The 15512-nt window shown below is 72.4% G+C and carries 18 protein-coding genes; 11 read left to right on the top strand and 7 right to left on the bottom strand.

The window, feature by feature from the left end; translation table 11 throughout:
- Positions 1-83 precede the first annotated feature (83 nt).
- Positions 84-797: an ANTAR domain-containing protein gene (locus ABD831_RS02390; protein WP_344940985.1), complete on the top strand. Its 714-nt coding sequence runs from the start codon at positions 84-86 to the stop codon at positions 795-797.
- Positions 798-816: 19 nt separating this feature from the next.
- The gene (locus tag ABD831_RS02385; protein WP_344940982.1) at positions 817-1098 is read left to right on the top strand and encodes a hypothetical protein; all 282 of its coding nucleotides are present in this window, start codon (positions 817-819) and stop codon (positions 1096-1098) included.
- A 7-nt stretch (positions 1099-1105) separates the two neighbouring features.
- Here ABD831_RS02385 and ABD831_RS02380 read toward each other — a convergent pair whose 3' ends face one another.
- Positions 1106-1522 carry a DivIVA domain-containing protein gene (locus ABD831_RS02380; RefSeq protein WP_344940979.1) on the bottom strand — a complete coding sequence of 139 codons (417 nt, stop codon included), beginning with the start codon at positions 1520-1522 and terminating at the stop codon, positions 1106-1108.
- 152 nt (positions 1523-1674) lie between these two features.
- On the opposite strand from ABD831_RS02380, the gene clpB reads away from it, so the two are divergent.
- Positions 1675-4236: an ATP-dependent chaperone ClpB gene (gene clpB, locus ABD831_RS02375; RefSeq protein WP_344940975.1), complete on the top strand. Its 2562-nt coding sequence runs from the start codon at positions 1675-1677 to the stop codon at positions 4234-4236.
- On the opposite strand, the gene ABD831_RS02370 is transcribed toward clpB, so the two are convergent.
- Both ABD831_RS02370 and ABD831_RS02365 read right to left on the bottom strand, forming a co-directional pair.
- Positions 4223-4822, bottom strand: a complete 600-nt coding sequence (locus ABD831_RS02370; protein WP_344940970.1) for an HAD family hydrolase — start codon at positions 4820-4822, stop codon at positions 4223-4225. The genes clpB and ABD831_RS02370 overlap by 14 nt on opposite strands.
- Positions 4819-5514 carry a hypothetical protein gene (locus ABD831_RS02365; protein ID WP_344940967.1) on the bottom strand — a complete coding sequence of 232 codons (696 nt, stop codon included), beginning with the start codon at positions 5512-5514 and terminating at the stop codon, positions 4819-4821. Before ABD831_RS02365 ends, ABD831_RS02370 begins: the two co-directional genes overlap by 4 nt.
- Before the next feature lie 182 nt (positions 5515-5696).
- On the opposite strand from ABD831_RS02365, the gene ABD831_RS02360 reads away from it, so the two are divergent.
- On the top strand, positions 5697-6407 hold the full coding sequence (locus ABD831_RS02360) for an LppX_LprAFG lipoprotein (RefSeq protein ID WP_344940962.1): 711 nt from the start codon (positions 5697-5699) through the stop codon (positions 6405-6407).
- Between the two features lie 7 nt (positions 6408-6414).
- A complete protein-coding gene (locus tag ABD831_RS02355; RefSeq protein WP_344940959.1) occupies positions 6415-8172 on the top strand; it encodes an MFS transporter in 1758 nt (585 codons plus the stop codon).
- A 110-nt stretch (positions 8173-8282) separates the two neighbouring features.
- Here ABD831_RS02355 and ABD831_RS02350 read toward each other — a convergent pair whose 3' ends face one another.
- Together ABD831_RS02350 and ABD831_RS02345 are read right to left on the bottom strand one after the other, a co-directional pair.
- Positions 8283-9155 (bottom strand): alpha/beta fold hydrolase, encoded by an 873-nt coding sequence (locus tag ABD831_RS02350; protein ID WP_344940956.1) that lies wholly within the window; start codon positions 9153-9155, stop codon positions 8283-8285.
- Complete coding sequence (locus ABD831_RS02345) at positions 9155-9946, bottom strand: exodeoxyribonuclease III (RefSeq protein ID WP_344940953.1); 792 nt, start codon at positions 9944-9946, stop codon at positions 9155-9157. The genes ABD831_RS02350 and ABD831_RS02345 overlap by 1 nt, the downstream gene beginning before the upstream one ends.
- A 52-nt stretch (positions 9947-9998) precedes the next feature.
- On the opposite strand from ABD831_RS02345, the gene ABD831_RS02340 reads away from it, so the two are divergent.
- The 5 genes from ABD831_RS02340 (at position 9999) to pyrE (ending at position 13649) form a co-directional block, all read left to right on the top strand.
- Entirely contained in the window at positions 9999-10775 is a 777-nt protein-coding gene (locus ABD831_RS02340; RefSeq protein ID WP_344940950.1) for an SDR family NAD(P)-dependent oxidoreductase, read from the top strand.
- Between the two features lie 79 nt (positions 10776-10854).
- The gene (locus tag ABD831_RS02335) at positions 10855-11316 is read left to right on the top strand and encodes a MerR family transcriptional regulator (protein ID WP_344940947.1); all 462 of its coding nucleotides are present in this window, start codon (positions 10855-10857) and stop codon (positions 11314-11316) included.
- A gap of 104 nt (positions 11317-11420) precedes the next feature.
- Positions 11421-11843 (top strand): (R)-mandelonitrile lyase, encoded by a 423-nt coding sequence (locus tag ABD831_RS02330; RefSeq protein ID WP_344940944.1) that lies wholly within the window; start codon positions 11421-11423, stop codon positions 11841-11843.
- A 98-nt stretch (positions 11844-11941) separates the two neighbouring features.
- Entirely contained in the window at positions 11942-12982 is a 1041-nt protein-coding gene (locus ABD831_RS02325) for an NAD(P)-dependent alcohol dehydrogenase (protein ID WP_344940941.1), read from the top strand.
- A gap of 103 nt (positions 12983-13085) precedes the next feature.
- The gene (pyrE, locus tag ABD831_RS02320; protein ID WP_344940938.1) at positions 13086-13649 is read left to right on the top strand and encodes an orotate phosphoribosyltransferase; all 564 of its coding nucleotides are present in this window, start codon (positions 13086-13088) and stop codon (positions 13647-13649) included.
- Here the strand turns inward: pyrE and ABD831_RS02315 are convergent.
- A complete protein-coding gene (locus tag ABD831_RS02315) occupies positions 13613-14311 on the bottom strand; it encodes a hypothetical protein (RefSeq protein WP_344940935.1) in 699 nt (232 codons plus the stop codon). The genes pyrE and ABD831_RS02315 overlap by 37 nt on opposite strands.
- A complete protein-coding gene (locus ABD831_RS02310) occupies positions 14308-14601 on the bottom strand; it encodes a DUF1905 domain-containing protein (protein WP_142176491.1) in 294 nt (97 codons plus the stop codon). The genes ABD831_RS02315 and ABD831_RS02310 overlap by 4 nt, the downstream gene beginning before the upstream one ends.
- A 132-nt stretch (positions 14602-14733) precedes the next feature.
- Here ABD831_RS02310 and ABD831_RS02305 point away from each other — a divergent pair, with 132 nt between their 5' ends.
- On the top strand, positions 14734-15477 hold the full coding sequence (locus ABD831_RS02305) for a LemA family protein (RefSeq protein WP_344940931.1): 744 nt from the start codon (positions 14734-14736) through the stop codon (positions 15475-15477).
- Positions 15478-15512: the final 35 nt, after the last annotated feature.

The following is a 15512-nucleotide window of genomic DNA, read 5'->3' as shown; positions in this document are numbered from 1 at the left end:
GCTTTTGCGTGCGACGTGACGGGATGCAACACTGTGCTGCCTCCAAGTACGCGGGCCTTCCGCACGCGTACCCTGGAGGCCCCGTGAGCGTCCTGCGCCCCGCCACCGCAGCCACCGACGCACACGACTGTGCGGCAGCTGCCCGGACGAGGGCCGCAGCCCGGCACCTGGTGCGGTCGGAGGACCTCGAGGAGGTGCTCGCCGTCGCTGCCGCCGCCATCGGTGAGGTGCTGGCCGGTGAGGCGGTGCTGCGGGTCCGCACGACCCAGCACGACCTCCATGCCAGTGCCTCGGGCGTCCTCCCGCCGTCGGCCCTGTCCGCGCTCGCGCGTACCGTCCTCGGTTCGCCCGCCGACGTCGACGGCGTTGCTGCTCCCTCCGAGGCTGCCTCCGCCTCGGCGGACGGGTCCGCACCGCCCCGGGAGGCCGCCGGGGTGCTGCTCGAGTCGTCGGGCGGCCACGCCACGTGCCGGGTGTGGGTCGGCGTCACGAAGCCGCCGCGCGAAGGCGCCCCGGAGCACACCGTCGCCGAGCTGCTCCTGCACTGCCTCGCCCAGTCGGTCGACCGCATCGTCACGGTCGACAAGGTCAGGCAGACCGAGGCGAACCTCGAGCGAGCCGTCGAGAGCCACCGCCTCGTCGGTCAGGCGATGGGCATCCTCATCGAGCGTCACCGGATCACGTCGGAGGAGGCCTTCGAGGTGCTGCGGCGCGCATCGCAGGACCACAACGTCAAGCTGCGCGAGGTCGCGCGGCGGGTCATCGAGACGGGAGCGGAGCCCGACGAGGTCGTCTGACCCACCTACGCTGGGGACCGTGAACAGCACGCCCGCCGCGGACGACGTCACGGACGACTCGAGGGAGCACCTCATCGTGCTGCCCGAGCGTGAGCTCGCCGAGTCGCTCGCCGACGACCTGGAGGCCGAGGGCCTCCCCGACGTGAAAGTCGTCCGCGAGGCGCTCGCAGGCGAGGACGACTCCGAGGCCCACGAGTGGGCCGTCTACGTGCGCACCCCGTCCGACCCTGCGTATGCCGTCCGCTTCGAGGCGCTCGCCGCAGCGCACGACGGGTGGTACGACCCCGACCCGCGGGACTGAGCAGACGTCAGCGTCCGAGGAGCCGTGCCAGGAATCCCCGCGGCGGCTCGATCAGGGCAGAGGGCAGGTCCGCTCCTGAGCTGCTGGGGCTGCTGGTGCTGCGGGTGCCGCTGGCGTCGCCGTTCTGGCCGGTGTCGGCGCTGCCGTGCCTGCTCTGCGTCGTCGTGGTGCCTCCGAGCGTGCTCGTCACGCGGGCGAGGAGCGCGTCGACGTCGGCCGTCTCGTAGCCCCGCCGAGCGGTGGTCGTCGGGAAGCGGCTCGCCTCCACCGTGGCGACGATCTCGTGGTCGGCCACGTCGGCGACCAGCTGTCCGGCGAGCAGGTCGATGAGGTCGTCGACCGACCCCTCGTCGTAGCCGGTCCGGAACCGGGTCGTGCGGAAGCGCGCGGCGCGCAGCTCGTCGGCGAGACTGGTTCGGTCCATGCCCGCGAGCCTAGGTGGAGCGGCCCGAGCGCTCGGGACGGCGCGCACCACACGGCATACGCGCCCTTCGCCGGACGCACGAAGTTGAGTGGAATACACTCAAGTCAGCGCCGGTTGACCCCGGTGACCGCATCCCCGCACCAGGAGCACGCATGGACCTACAGCTGACCAACAAGGCTCAGGAGGCCTTTGCCCAGGCCGCGACCACGGCGACGGGTAAGCACCACCCGAACATCGAGCCGGCTCACCTGCTGCTCGCGTTGGCAGCCCAGGGCGGCACGACGACTCCGGCACTGCTCACCGCGGGCGGCTCGAGCGCCGCTGCCGCGACGGCAGCGGCAGAGCGCGCCATGGCCGCGATGCCACAGGTCACCGGCGGCACCCAGCAGCCGCAGCTCTCCCCGACGGGCCTGCGCCTCATCCAGCAGGCGCAGCAGTACATGACCGCGATGGGCGACTCGTTCGTCTCCACCGACCACCTGCTGCTCGCCATCGCCCGCACGGGGCAGTTCGGCCTCGACGCCGACGCGATCGAGAAGGCCATCCCCGAGCTGCGCGGCGGGCGCCCCGTCACGTCCGAGAACCCCGAGGGCACCTTCGAGGCACTCGCGAAGTACGGCAACGACCTCACCGCCCAGGCACGCGAGGGCAGGCTCGACCCCGTCATCGGCCGCGACGCCGAGATCCGTCGGGTCGTCCAGGTCCTCAGCCGGCGCACGAAGAACAACCCCGTCCTCATCGGCGAGCCGGGTGTCGGCAAGACCGCCGTCGTCGAGGGACTCGCCCAACGCATCGTCGAGGGCGACGTGCCCGAGAGCCTGCGCGACAAGACGCTCTACTCCCTCGACCTCGCGGCCATGGTCGCCGGCGCGAAGTACCGCGGCGAGTTCGAGGAGCGGCTCAAGGCCGTGCTCGAGGAGATCAAGGGCAGCGACGGGCAGATCGTCACCTTCATCGACGAGATCCACACCGTCGTCGGCGCAGGGGCCGGCGGCGAGGGCGCGATGGACGCCGGCAACATGCTCAAGCCCATGCTCGCGCGCGGCGAGCTGCGCCTCGTCGGCGCCACGACGCTCGACGAGTACCGCAAGCACATCGAGAAGGACGCCGCGCTCGAGCGACGCTTCCAGCAGGTCTTCGTCGGCGAGCCGTCGGTCGAGGACACCATCGCCATCCTGCGCGGTCTGAAGGAGCGCTACGAGGCGCACCACAAGGTGACGATCGCCGACTCGGCGCTCGTGGCCGCAGCCTCCCTCTCCGACCGCTACATCAGCGGGCGCCAGCTGCCCGACAAGGCAATCGACCTCATCGACGAGGCCGCCTCGCGGCTGCGCATGGAGATCGACTCGAGCCCCGTCGAGATCGACGAGCTGCGCCGCGCCGTCGACCGGCTCAAGATGGAGGAGTTCGCCCTCGAGCAGGAGAGCGACGTGGCGAGCAAGGAGCGTCTCGCACGCCTGCGCAAGGACCTCGCCGACCGCTCCGAGGAGCTCGCCGCCCTGAACGCCCGGTGGGAGGCCGAGAAGGCCGGACTCAACGCCGTCGGTGACATCAAGGCCAAGATCGACGACCTCAGGGTGCAGGCCGACCGGCTCCAGCGCGAGGGCGACCTCGCCGGGGCGTCCAAGCTCGCCTACGGCGACATCCCGGCGCTCGAGAAGCAGCTCGCGACCGCCCAGGAGCGCGAGGCCGCGGCGACGTCCGTCGACGAGGAGCCCATGGTCAAGGAGGAGGTCGGCGCCGACGACATCGCCGACGTCATCTCCGCCTGGACCGGCATCCCCGCCGGACGGCTCATGGAGGGGGAGTCCGAGAAGCTGCTGCACATGGAGCAGCACATCGGTGCGCGCCTCATCGGCCAGACCGACGCCGTGCGTGCTGTCTCCGACGCGGTGCGGCGCACGCGGGCCGGGGTCTCGGACCCCGACCGCCCGACGGGCTCGTTCCTCTTCCTCGGCCCGACCGGGGTCGGCAAGACCGAGCTGGCCAAGAGCCTCGCGGACTTCCTCTTCGACGACGAGCGGGCCATGGTCCGTATCGACATGTCGGAGTACTCCGAGCGGCACTCGGTCGCGCGCCTCATCGGCGCCCCTCCCGGCTACGTCGGCTACGAGGAGGGCGGTCAGCTCACCGAGGCCGTCCGCCGCCGGCCCTACTCCGTGATCCTGCTCGACGAGGTCGAGAAGGCCCACCCCGAGACGTTCGACATCCTGCTCCAGGTCCTCGACGACGGCCGGCTCACCGACGGCCAGGGTCGCACGGTCGATTTCCGCAACGTCATCCTCGTGCTGACCTCCAACCTCGGGTCGCAGTTCCTCACCGACCCGACGCTCGGCCCCGAGGCCAGGCGTGAGTCGGTGATGGGCGTGGTCCGCTCGTCGTTCAAGCCCGAGTTCCTCAACCGGCTCGACGAGGTCGTCGTCTTCGACGCCCTGAGCCGCGACGACCTCGCGCACATCGTCGACCTCCAGGTGCGGGCGTTCGCCGAGCGGCTCTCCGACCGCCGCATCTCCCTCGAGGTCACCGACGAGGCACGCCAGTGGCTCGCAGCCCGGGGCTACGACCCCGCCTACGGGGCCCGACCGCTGCGCCGGCTCGTCCAGCGCGAGATCGGCGACCGGCTGGCCCGGGGACTGCTCTCCGGCGAGGTGCGCGACGGCTCCACGGTCCGGGTCGGGGTCGACGCCGAGGGAGACATGCTCACCCTCGGCTGAAGACCTCTGCCTCCCAGCCGAACTCACGGGCGGCCGCGATGTTCTCGTCGCGGTCGTCCGTGAACCAGACGTCGCTCCTGGCCACCGCGTGACCGAGGTCCGCCTCGATCGCCCGGTGCGCGGCGGCATACGCCAGCGGATCGGGCTTGGCCACGCCGAAGTCGGCGCTGTTGAGCAGCCCGTCGAACAGGCGGGTGATCCCGAGCAGCTCCATCTCCTGCGGCACGTAGTCCGTGCCGTTGGTGAAGACGTAGGTGCGGTGACCGCCCGAGCGGAGCGTCTCGAGGCGCTCGACGGTCTCGTCGATGACCGATCCGCGGTGCTCACGCCAGCGCGTCATGTGCTCGCGCACCAGTGCCGGCTCGGGAACGATCTCCTCGAGCGCGGCGCAGATGGCGGCATACCACTGGTCGAAGCTGCGCCGACCCGTGATGGTCGGCAGGAGCAGCTCGCTGCGGAACGCCGTCGCCGAGACGTGCCCGGCGGGCAGCCCCAGCGCCGCCTCGATCGCGGGATCGGCGTCGCCCGGGGCGAAGTCCCGGACGACGCCGTCGAGGTCGAAGACGTATGCGGTGTGGTCCCTCACACCGCGCCGTCGCGCTGGGCGTGCTCCTCGGTGGAGGTGCGGTTGGAGGTGTCGGCCGGGTCCACGGCCTCGGTCTGGCCGGTCTGGCCGGTCTGGCCGGTCTGGTCGGTCTGGTCGACGTGGTCGGCGCGGCGACCCGTGCGGGTCTCGGCGGGGCGCTCGACGCTGCCGGCCGACCGGGGCTCGTCGGACCACGACGCGGTGCCCTCGTGGACGTTGCCCTCGGCGCGACCCGTCACGACGTCGGCCACCGACGGACCCTCGCGCTCACGCCACTCGGCCTCACGCCGCGAGAGCTCGGCCTCGCGGGTGTCGAGCCCCTCGTGCCGCGCAGCCAGCTCGCTCTCGCGGCGGCGCAGGTCCTCGTCGCGCAGGCCCGCCTCTTCCAAGCGGTGCTCGTGGTCGCGGCGGGCGGCCTCGGCGTTCTCCTCGGCCTCGGTCAGCCGTGCCGACTCCTTCTCCTCGCGGCGCAGTCGCGCCCGACGGCGGGCCGCGGCGGAGAGGAGCGCCCAACCGAGCGCGAAGAGCAGGACCGCGACGGCGCCGTAGAGCACGAGCTCGAACGGAGTCGCGTTGCGCGTGAATCCGAAGGCCGAGACCGCGACCGTCCCGGCGGCGGCGTGCGTCGCGAGGTAGGTCACGACGCCGGCTCCAGCGCCGATCAGCATCAGGATCACTCCGAGCAGGGCCATGGGTTCGTGCTCCTTCGTCAGGTGGCGGGATGGTCCCGCCGAGATCGTCCCCGACCTTAGCCATACCCACATGACCGGACCTGCCGAGCACGTGGCGGCGCGATTCGGCCTGATTCGGCCGATTCGGTACGGTCGAGCGCGGCCGACCGGAGCGCGCGCGCTCCTCGGTTAGCCTGACCCCCATGCGCATCTCGCGAAAGCTCGCCGCCGTCGCCCTCTCGGTGCTGTGCGTCGTCACGGTGGCGTCCTGTTCGAGCGACCCCGAGGGAGGCGCCGCGGGTGCGACGCAGCAGTCGCCGGCGCAGCAGCTCGCGGCTGCCAAGGCCAAGGTCGACGCCGCCCCGACGGTGCACCTCAAGCTGGCGAGCGCCAACGTCCCGCAGGGTGCGAGCGGCGTCGTGTCGGCCGACGGCTGGGGCAAGCACCCGCCGGCGTTCAAGGGCACCTTCAAGGTGACGCTCAAGGGAGTGCAGGCCGACGCGGAGATCACCTCGCTCGACGGTGAGGTCTACGCCAAGCTGCCGCTCATCCCGGGCACCAACAAGATCGACCCGAAGACGTTCGGGCTGCCCGACCCCGCCGTGCTCTTTTCGCCCGACAAGGGCCTGACGACCCTGCTGACCGCGACGACCTCGCCGGTCGCGGGCGACAAGGTGCGGCAGGGCGCCGAGGTGCTCACCACGATCAAGGGCAGCGTGCCCGGCAAGGCCGTCACCGACCTCTTCCTCATCGGTGACAGCAACGGCACCTTCACCGCGACCTACGGCCTCACCGACAGCCAGGAGCTGCGCCAGGTCGTCATCACGGGGCCGTTCTTCGGCGCCGGGACGAGTTCGACGTACACCCTGACGCTCGACCAGTACGGCCGGCCCGTCACGATCACCAAGCCCTGACCTGCCGGTGACGTCTCCCGCCCAGACGGCCGCCGGTCCGGCGCCGACCGCCGGCTCGCACCGCCTCGCGCTGCTCTCGGCGGCGTCCGCGGCCGTCGCCCTCGCGGCCGCCGACACCTACGTCGTCGTCCTCGCGCTGACCGACATGATGGCCGGGGTCGGCATCGGCATCGACGCCCTCCAGCGGGCGACGCCGATCATCTCGGGCTTCCTCCTCGGCTACATCGCGGTGCTGCCCCTGATCGGCCGGCTCTCGGACCTGCTCGACCGGCGCCGCATCCTGCTCGGCTGCCTGCTCGTCTTCGTCGTGGGCTCGGCCGTCACGGCGCTCGCCGTCGAGATGCCGGTGCTCGTCACGGGGCGCGTGCTCCAGGGCATCGGTGGCGGCGGGCTCGTGCCGGCGACCCTCGCACTCGTCGCGGACCTGTGGCCGCCGCACCGCCGCGGCACGCCGCTCGGAGTCGTCGGCGCCGTGCAGGAGCTCGGTTCGGTGCTCGGCCCGGTCATCGGGGCGATCGTGCTCGCGTGGTCGGGGTGGCGCGCCATCTTCTGGCTCAACGTCGCCGCGGCGCTCGTGCTGTATGCCGTCATCCACCTCCTCGGGGCCCGCGGGCTCCCGTCGGGGGCGGGCTCCGAGCCGGCGCGTCCGCGTCGCAGCCGGGCCGTGTCGTCGGTTGCCGGTGCGCTCACGGTGCTCGGGCTCGGGATCACCGGTCTCGCGCTCGCGGCGCCTGACTCACTCGTCACCGACGTCGCGCTCGGGGCGCCGTTCGTCCCCTTCGCCGGGTCGTCGCGGGTGCTGACGCCGATCGGCGTGGTCGGACTCGGCGTGCTGCTCGTCGTCGCGGTCCTCACCGCCCCGCGCTGGTGGGCCGTGCTGCGGCGCGCCGACCTCGTGGGCGCCGGACTCGTCGCGGTCGCCCTGGGCAGCCTCGTGCTGACCTTCGCGTCGTCCGACCCCGAGAAGGAGGTCGTGGGCCCGCTCGGCTACAGCCTGCTGCCGGTCGGCGCGGTCGCCCTCGTGGCGCTCGCCTGGTGGCACCGCCGTGCCGCCGACCCGCTGATCCCGCGCGGCGTCGTGGGCGCCCGCGGGCTGCGTGCACTCGGCGTGAGCCTGCTCGTGGGTGCGGCCCTCGTGGCCGTCGTCGTCGACGTCCCCCTCCTCGCGCGCCTCACCGACACCTACGACGAGACCGGGGCGGCGCTCGTGCTGGTCCGGTTCCTGCTCGCCGTGCCCGTCGGGGCGCTCGTCGGTGGATGGTCGCTGCGCCGGCTCGGGGATGGTGCCGTGGCCGGCGTCGGACTGCTCCTCGCCGGTGGCGGGATGCTCGTCATGTCGCACTGGACCCTCGACTCGGTCGGCCGGACCGTGCCCTCCACCGTCGTGCTCGTCGTCGTCGGTCTCGGCATGGGTCTCGCCCTCGCGCCGGTCAACAACGCGGCGCTCGCCGACTCACCGGCCCATGCCCACGGCGTCGCGAGCTCCCTCGTCGTCGTGGCCCGGATGGTCGGGATGGTCGTCGGCCTCGCGCTGCTCACCTCGATCGGGCTCAATCGCTACTTCGCGGCCGTGCGCAGCCTGCCGAACCAGCTCGACACCGACGCCCTGATCGGGGCCGGCGTCGTGCAGGTGCAGACGGTCTTCCTCGGTGGCGCGATCGCCGCCCTGGCCGGTGCGGCCCTGGCGTTCACGCTCGGAGTCACCGGCCGCGCGAGCGAGCAGCAGCCGGAGGACGCCGACGCGCCCCGCTTCGTCGCCCTCTGACCCCGCAACACACCGAAGAGCGGTCAACCCCTGCGGTTGTAGCCGCAGGAGCTGGCGACTGCTCGGTGTGTTGCGGGGTCAGGCGGCGGCGGGGTCAGGCGGCGGCGGGGTCAGGCGCGCGCGAGGTCGGCCAGCCCGGTCAGCTCACCGGCGATGACGTCGGTCGCCTCGTAGGTCAGCATGTGGCCAGCGGTGGGGACCTCGGTGTACGTCGCGTGGGGCAGCGCAAGCCACAGGGCCCGGGACCGCTCGGTCGGGATCAGCCGGTCTCGTCGCCCGACGACGATCGACAGGGGCAGCCGGCCCAGCGCGGCGAACGCCCCGCGCACGTCGACGCGGGCGATCGGGGCGTGGAACGCCCCGAACGTCGTCGTCCGGGTCGAGGACACCTGCTCGCGCACCGCGGTGACGTGCTCGGCCTCGGGCGAGTCGCCGAAGAGCGCGGCTCGTTGCACCTTGTAGCGCGCGGCCGGCCGGGCCGGCAGGGGCAGCCCCTTGGCGAGCAGCCGCATGAAGCGCGCCTCACCGCGTCGGTCACCGAGCTCGATGCCGTGTGCCGCCGTGGCGACGAGGAGGACGGCGCGCACTCGTGCGCTGACCTCGTCGGGGAACTGCGCGGCATACGACATCACCGTGAGGCCGCCGAGCGCGTGACCGCCGAGCACGACGGGCGAGCCGGTGGGGACGACCGAACGGACGACCGTGCGCAGGTCGCGCCCGAGGTGGTCTACCGAAAGCGTGTCGATCTGGTTGCGGCGCAAGCCGATCGCGGAGCGGCCGTGGCCGCGCTGGTCCCACAGGACGATGCGCAGTCCGGACCCGGCGAGGGCGGCGACGACGGGAGCCCAGCTCTCGTGCGTGAGGGTCCAGCCGTGCGCGAGGACGAGGGTGGGCGCGCTGGTCGGGATGTCCCGTTCGCTGTGGACGTGGACCGAGAGCACCGTGCCGTCCGGGGTGACGACGGTGCGACGGGTCTGCTCCATCACTCTCCGACCTGGAAGACGACGGGCGCGTGGTCCGACGCGCCCTTGCCCTTGCGCTCCTCGCGGTCGATGGCAGCGCCGACGACGCGGTGGGCCAGGGCGGGGGAGCAGAGGGCGAAGTCGATCCGCATCCCCTGTCGCTTCGGGAAGCGCAGCTGGGTGTAGTCCCAGTAGGTGAAGGTGCCGGGCTCGCTCGTGTGGGGCCGCACGACGTCGCTGAAACCCGCGTCGACGACCGCCTGGAACGCCGCGCGCTCGCCGGGGGAGGTGTGTGTCCGTCCCTCGTAGTACTCGACGCTCCACACGTCCGCGTCGGTCGGCGCGATGTTCCAGTCCCCGAGGAGGGCGATCTGCGCGTCCGGGTCGTCGGCAAGCCACGCTCGACCGGCCCCGGCCAGGGCATCGAGCCAGCTCAGCTTGTAGCCGAGGTGCGGGTCGTCGAGGGCGCGGCCGTTGGGCACGTAGAGCGACCACACGCGTATGCCGTTGCAGAGCGCCCCGATGGCGCGGGCCTCGCGCGCTGCCGGCTCACCCCACCCGGGCTGGCCGTCGAAGCCGACCCGGACGTCCTCGAGGCCGACCCGCGAGACGATGGCGACACCGTTCCACTGGCTCAGTCCGTGGTGGGCCACCTCGTAGCCGAGGGCCTCGAACCGCTCGAACGGGAACTGGTCCTCGCGGGCCTTGGTCTCCTGGATCGCGAGGACGTCGACATCGGTGCGTTCGAGCCAGGCTGCGACGCGATCGATGCGGGACCGGATGGAGTTGACGTTCCAGGTGGCGATGCGCACAGTCGGTCACCCTAGACCGCCGCCCCCACGCCGTGTGCCTAGGGTGAGCCGCATGACTTCGCAGCGCACGACGCGACCCACGGCCCTCGTCACGGGAGCCAGCGCCGGCATCGGCCACGAGTTCGCCCGACAGCTCGCCGCCCGCGGGCACGACCTCGTGCTCGTCGCCCGCGACCGCGCGCGACTCGATGCCGTGGCCGCCGAGCTGACGAGCAGGTATGCCGTCACGGCCGAGGTGCTCGTCGCGGACCTCTCGGACCGGTCGGCCCTGCAGACGGTCGCCGACCGCGTGGCCGACCCGGAGCGTCCCGTCGACGTGCTCGTCAACAACGCCGGCTACGGCCAGCGCCGCAGCTTCCTGCGCAACGACGTCGCGGTCGAGGAGGCGGCGTTCGACGTGCTGACGCGGGCCGTGCTCGTGCTGTCGCACGCGGCCGGGGTCGCGATGCGTGGGCGTGGCCGCGGCCACATCGTCAACGTGTCGTCGGTGGCCGGTTTCATCGCCTCGGGGTCCTACTCGGCAGCCAAGGCGTGGGTGACGACCTTCAGCGAGGGACTCGCGAGCGAGCTTGCCGGCTCGGGCGTCACCGTGACGGCGCTGTGCCCCGGCTTCACGAACACCGAGTTCCAGCAGCGGGCCGGCATCAGCAAGCCCGGCCCCGACTTCATGTGGCTCGACCCGACGAAGCTCGTCTCGGACTGTCTCGAGGACGTCGACAAGGGCCGGGTCCTGTCGGTGCCGGGGCTGCAGTACAAGGCGATCGTCGGCCTGCTCCGGGTGGCGCCCCGGTCGGTCATCCGGCGCCGGGCCCGTCTCGTCCGCCGCTGAGCAGGGTCGGTCACGGTGTGCTTCGCGGGCCGACCCGAGGCTTTGACTTCGAGTACTTGAAGTTCCTAACGTCGTAGGGGTGAGTGCACCCACGACCGGACACACCTACACGATCAAGGAAGCCGCCGCGCTGACCGGGCTTCCGGCCAGCACGCTGCGCTACTACGAGACCATCGGCGTCATCGCGCCGATCGGCCGTGGCGCGAGCAGCGGGCACCGCGTCTACGACGAGGCGGACCTCGACCAGCTCACGTGGGTGGCCTGTCTCGCCGCGACGGGCATGTCGGTCAGCGACATGCGCCAGTACGTCGCGAACGGCCAGGTCGGTGCAGCGGCCGCCGACCAGCAGATCGAGCTGCTCACCGAGCAGGGTCGACGGCTGGAGCTCGAGGCCGAGCACATCGCCCTGCGGCGACGCTACGTCGCGATCAAGATCGACTACTGGCACGCGGTCGCCGCCGGAGACGGCGACCGTGCTGACCTCCTCTCGGGTGAGGCCCGCACGCTCGCCGACGCCCTCAAGCGGAGCCGGCCCCACTAGTCACCTCACGATCCCCGGGTGCCGTCCGGGTGGCGGACACGCACGTCCGACACCGCGACGCCGCGGCTCCCCAGACCATGCCCGACCTTCAGGAAGGACGCGCCATGCAGATCACCCGCAGCTCCGCGGACAACGAGACCGGCACCGCCAAGGGGCCGGCCGACTGGTTCACCGGAGACGTCTACATCGACGCCGTCGCGGCCGCGCCGGCGCCGTCCCGGATGACCGCCAACCTCGTGCACTTCATGCCCGGGGCCCGCACCCACTGGCACCGTCACCCGCTCAGCCAGACCGTCTTCGTCACCGAGGGCGTCGGCCTGTGCCAGCGCCGCGGCGGCCCGGTCGAGGTCATCCGTCCGGGCGACCGCGTCCTGTTCGAGGCGGACGAGGAGCACTGGCACGGCGCCGCTCCCCACCGGCTCATGGTCCACCTCGCCATCAACGAGGGCGACGAGGACCACGACGTCGTGCAGTGGCTGAGCCCCGTCACCGACGAGGAGTACTCCGCGACGCCGGCCTCAGCCTGACGGTTGCGTCCACCCCCCACCCAGACCCACTGACTCGACCCAGGAGCCATCCGGCTCGGGGTCACCTTGTCCTGCAATCGAACCCAAGGAGAAATCCCATGCGCGTCAACGCCTACGCCGCCCCCGCCGCCGGAGAACCGCTGGCACCCGTCACCATCGAGCGCCGCCCGGTCGGTGCCAACGACGTCCTCATCGAGATCGAGTTCGCCGGCATCTGCCACTCCGACATCCACACCGTCAACGGTGACTGGGGACCGCAGCCGTTCCCGGTCGTCCCGGGCCACGAGATCGTCGGCCGGGTCACCGAGGTCGGCGCCGACGTCACCCGCCACTCGGTCGGTGACCGGGTCGGGGTCGGCTGCATGGTCAACTCGTGCGGAGAGTGCACCAACTGCCGCAACGGCGACGAGCAGTACTGCCTCGAGGGCATGGTCGGCACCTACGCCGCCACCGACCGCGACGGCACGACGACCCAGGGTGGCTACTCGACCCACGTCGTCGTCGACGCGGACTACGTGCTCACCGTCCCGGACGGCATCGACCCCGCCTCCGCTGCACCGCTGCTGTGCGCGGGGATCACGACCTATGCGCCGCTGCGCAAGTGGGGTGCCGGCCCGGGCGTCAAGGTCGCGATCGTCGGCCTCGGCGGACTCGGCCACATGGCCGTCAAGATCGCGCACGCGCTGGGCGCGGAGGTGACCGTGCTGTCGCAGTCGCTGAAGAAGCAGGAGGACGGGCTGCGCCTCGGCGCCGACGACTACTTCGCGACGTCCGACCCGACGACGTTCGAACAGCTCGCCGGGCGCTTCGACCTCATCGTCAACACGGTCAGCGCCAAGATCGACCTGGACGCCTACCTCGGCCTCCTCGCCGTCGACGGCACCCTCGTCAACGTCGGTGCCCCGGCCGAGCCGCTCAGCGTCAACGTCTTCTCGCTCATCGGGGCGCGACGCTCCTTCGCCGGCTCGATGATCGGCGGCATCGCCCTGACCCAGGAGATGCTCGACTTCTGCGCCGAGCACCACATCGGCGCCGAGGTCGAGGTCATCAAGGCCGACCAGGTCAACGAGGCCTACGAGCGCGTGCTCGCCTCGGACGTGCGCTACCGCTTCGTCATCGACGCGGCGACCCTGGCGTGACGCAGGCCTGACGCAAACCTGAGATCGACCTCACCATGTCGGGTGCCTCGCCGCCGTGAACGCCGGCGGGGCACCCGACCGAGGGCCCGTACGATGGAGCCTCGTGACCGCCACTGACGTAGCCGCTGCCCGTGCCCGCCTGCTCGAGATCATCCGGAGCCGCGCCATCGTGCACGGTCGCGTGACCCTCAGCTCCGGCAAGGAGGCCGACTACTACGTCGACCTGCGCCGCATCTCCCTCGACGGCGAGGCCGCCCCGCTCGTCGGCATCGTCATGCGCGAGCTGACCAAGGACCTGACGTATGACGCGGTCGGTGGCCTGACGCTCGGCGCCGACCCCGTCGCGACCTCGATGCTCCACGCCGCCGCGGCCGCGGGCGAGCGCCTCGACGCCTTCGTCGTGCGCAAGGCAGGCAAGGCGCACGGCCTCCAGCAGCGCATCGAGGGTCCATCCATCAAGGGGCGTCAGGTGCTCGTCGTCGAGGACACGACGACGACCGGCGCGTCCCCGCTCGCGGCTGTCGAGGCGGCCCGCGAGGACGGCGCCGAGGTGGTCGCCGTCGCGACGATCGCGGACCGCGCCACCGGCGCCGGCGACAGGATCACCGCCGAGGCCGGGGTCGAGTACCGCTACGCCTTCTCGCTCGAGGAGCTCGGGCTCGCCTGAGCCGCGCCCGCAGGGCGGCCGATGCGCACGGGGTAGCCGGCGCGCAGGGCCGCGACCGCCGACGGTGGCGTGATCACGGTCGCCGTGCCGGTGCCGGGGCGCGCGAGGGGCGACACGGCATACGTGTTGTCCGGCTGCCACGGCACCAGGCCGGTGTCGGTGACGACGGCGGGGCCGGACCCGAGCAGCACGAAGGCGCCATCGGGGAGCTCGCCCCAGGCGTAGGCGTGCAGCCGACGGGTGCGTCGTCTCGCGTCCCAGCGCTCATCGTGCAGCAGCCGGTCGAGCCCGGGCGCCGGCAGGTGGCTCGTGCGGTGCTCGGAGGCGACGAGGTCGCGGAAGTGGGTGAAGTCCGCGCGCCGGCACTCGGCGCACGGTCGGTGACCGGCTGCGAGCGCGACGGCCTCGTCGAGGAAGAAGAGCGGTGTGTAGTGGCCCGGGTCCCACTGGCGCACGCGCCGACCGCGGAAGTCGAGCAGGCACGTGATCCAGGCGCGGCCCGCGTGGTGGCGCCGGACGTCCCGGGTGCCGGCACCGTCGTGCAGGCGTCCGCGGTTGCCCATGAAGGTGCCGCGCCCGCTCGCCGCGACGACGTCGCCGAAGGGGGCGACGCGGTTGCGCGCCGGGCCGCCTGGGCGGTCCGGCCCGTCCGAGGCGCTCACTCCAGCACCTCGAGGACGACGTCGGCAGGGTCGCCCTCGTCGAGATCCTCCGCCTGCCGGACCGCCCTCTTGACGGGCAGCACGTAGGCGCCTCGCCGTGCGTCGGGGAAGACCGACGTCGTCCACGACGTCGCCCCGACCGTCGCCCGCACGCGCACCGAACCGAAGCCGCGAGGCGCGCGGGGCACCTCCCGGATGCGCGCCGACGCGTCGGGCGCGACGGTCACGAAGAACCATCCGGTCTGTGCCTCCCACCGCCAGAGGTCGGCGGTGAACCGGAGCGTCGTCATGCGTCCACGGTAGGACCCGGCACCGACAGGAACCTGGGGCGGCCGGTCGTCGTCGCACCGGCGGCCCGGTCCGCAGGCGCTGTCGCAGCACTAGGATCGGCACACTGACCGCCCTGATTCTCGGGAGTACCCATGATCATCGTCTGGATCCTGCTCGGCCTCGTCGTGCTCCTCGCCGTCGTGGGTGTCGTCATGTACAACGGCCTCATCGGCCTGCGCAACAAGGTCGAGGAGGGCTGGCGCCAGATCGACGTCGAGCTGAAGCGCCGCCACGACCTCATCCCCAACCTCGTCGAGACGGTCAAGGGGTATGCCGCCCACGAGCGCGGCACCCTCGAGGAGGTCATGCAGGCCCGGTCCGCGGCCATGTCCGGGGCGTCGACACCGGCCGCCGCGGCGCAGGCCGAGGGTCAGCTGAGCCAGGCGCTCGGTCGCCTCATGGCCGTCGCCGAGGCCTACCCCGACCTCAAGGCCAACCAGAACTTCCTCGCCCTCCAGCAGGAGCTGACGAGCACCGAGGACCGCATCGCGAGCTCGCGCCGCTACTACAACGCGCTCGTGCGTGAGCTCAACACCAAGGTCGAGTCGGTGCCCTCGAACGTCGTCGCCAACATCGCCGGGGTCAGGCGGGCCGAGTACTTCGAGGCCCCGGCCACCGAGGCCGTCGTCCCCAACGTCTCCTTCGGAGGCGACAACGCCGTGGGGGGCTCGGGCTCCCCGGCGGTCGCGCCGTCGACCCAGCCGGGCGCCGTCGGCGGTCCGTCGACGCAGCCCGGCGCGGCGCCGGGCGCCCTGCCGCAGGCCCAGGCTCCCGGGGCAGCGCAGCCCGACCCGACGTCGGACTCGGCGCCCGGTCAGGGCACGCCCAACGCCTGACGGTCCGGCAGAACAGCACGCAGCACGCCTCGAGC

Source organism: Terrabacter ginsenosidimutans (assembly GCF_039539425.1).
GTDB classification, from domain to species: domain Bacteria; phylum Actinomycetota; class Actinomycetes; order Actinomycetales; family Dermatophilaceae; genus Terrabacter; species Terrabacter ginsenosidimutans.
This window is presented reverse-complemented; position numbering and strand designations above follow the sequence as displayed.

What these genes read in the sequence shown, in the direction of transcription:
- ABD831_RS02380 (WP_344940979.1), bottom strand. Translation starts at nt 1,522, where the DNA reads ATGGACCGAACCAGTCTCGCCGACGAGCTGCGCGCCGCGCGCTTCCGC.
- clpB (WP_344940975.1), top strand. Translation starts at nt 1,675, where the DNA reads ATGGACCTACAGCTGACCAACAAGGCTCAGGAGGCCTTTGCCCAGGCC.
- ABD831_RS02365 (WP_344940967.1), bottom strand. Translation starts at nt 5,514, where the DNA reads ATGGCCCTGCTCGGAGTGATCCTGATGCTGATCGGCGCTGGAGCCGGC.
- ABD831_RS02360 (WP_344940962.1), top strand. Translation starts at nt 5,697, where the DNA reads ATGCGCATCTCGCGAAAGCTCGCCGCCGTCGCCCTCTCGGTGCTGTGC.
- ABD831_RS02350 (WP_344940956.1), bottom strand. Translation starts at nt 9,155, where the DNA reads ATGGAGCAGACCCGTCGCACCGTCGTCACCCCGGACGGCACGGTGCTC.
- ABD831_RS02340 (WP_344940950.1), top strand. Translation starts at nt 9,999, where the DNA reads ATGACTTCGCAGCGCACGACGCGACCCACGGCCCTCGTCACGGGAGCC.
- ABD831_RS02330 (WP_344940944.1), top strand. Translation starts at nt 11,421, where the DNA reads ATGCAGATCACCCGCAGCTCCGCGGACAACGAGACCGGCACCGCCAAG.
- ABD831_RS02325 (WP_344940941.1), top strand. Translation starts at nt 11,942, where the DNA reads ATGCGCGTCAACGCCTACGCCGCCCCCGCCGCCGGAGAACCGCTGGCA.
- ABD831_RS02310 (WP_142176491.1), bottom strand. Translation starts at nt 14,601, where the DNA reads ATGACGACGCTCCGGTTCACCGCCGACCTCTGGCGGTGGGAGGCACAG.
- ABD831_RS02305 (WP_344940931.1), top strand. Translation starts at nt 14,734, where the DNA reads ATGATCATCGTCTGGATCCTGCTCGGCCTCGTCGTGCTCCTCGCCGTC.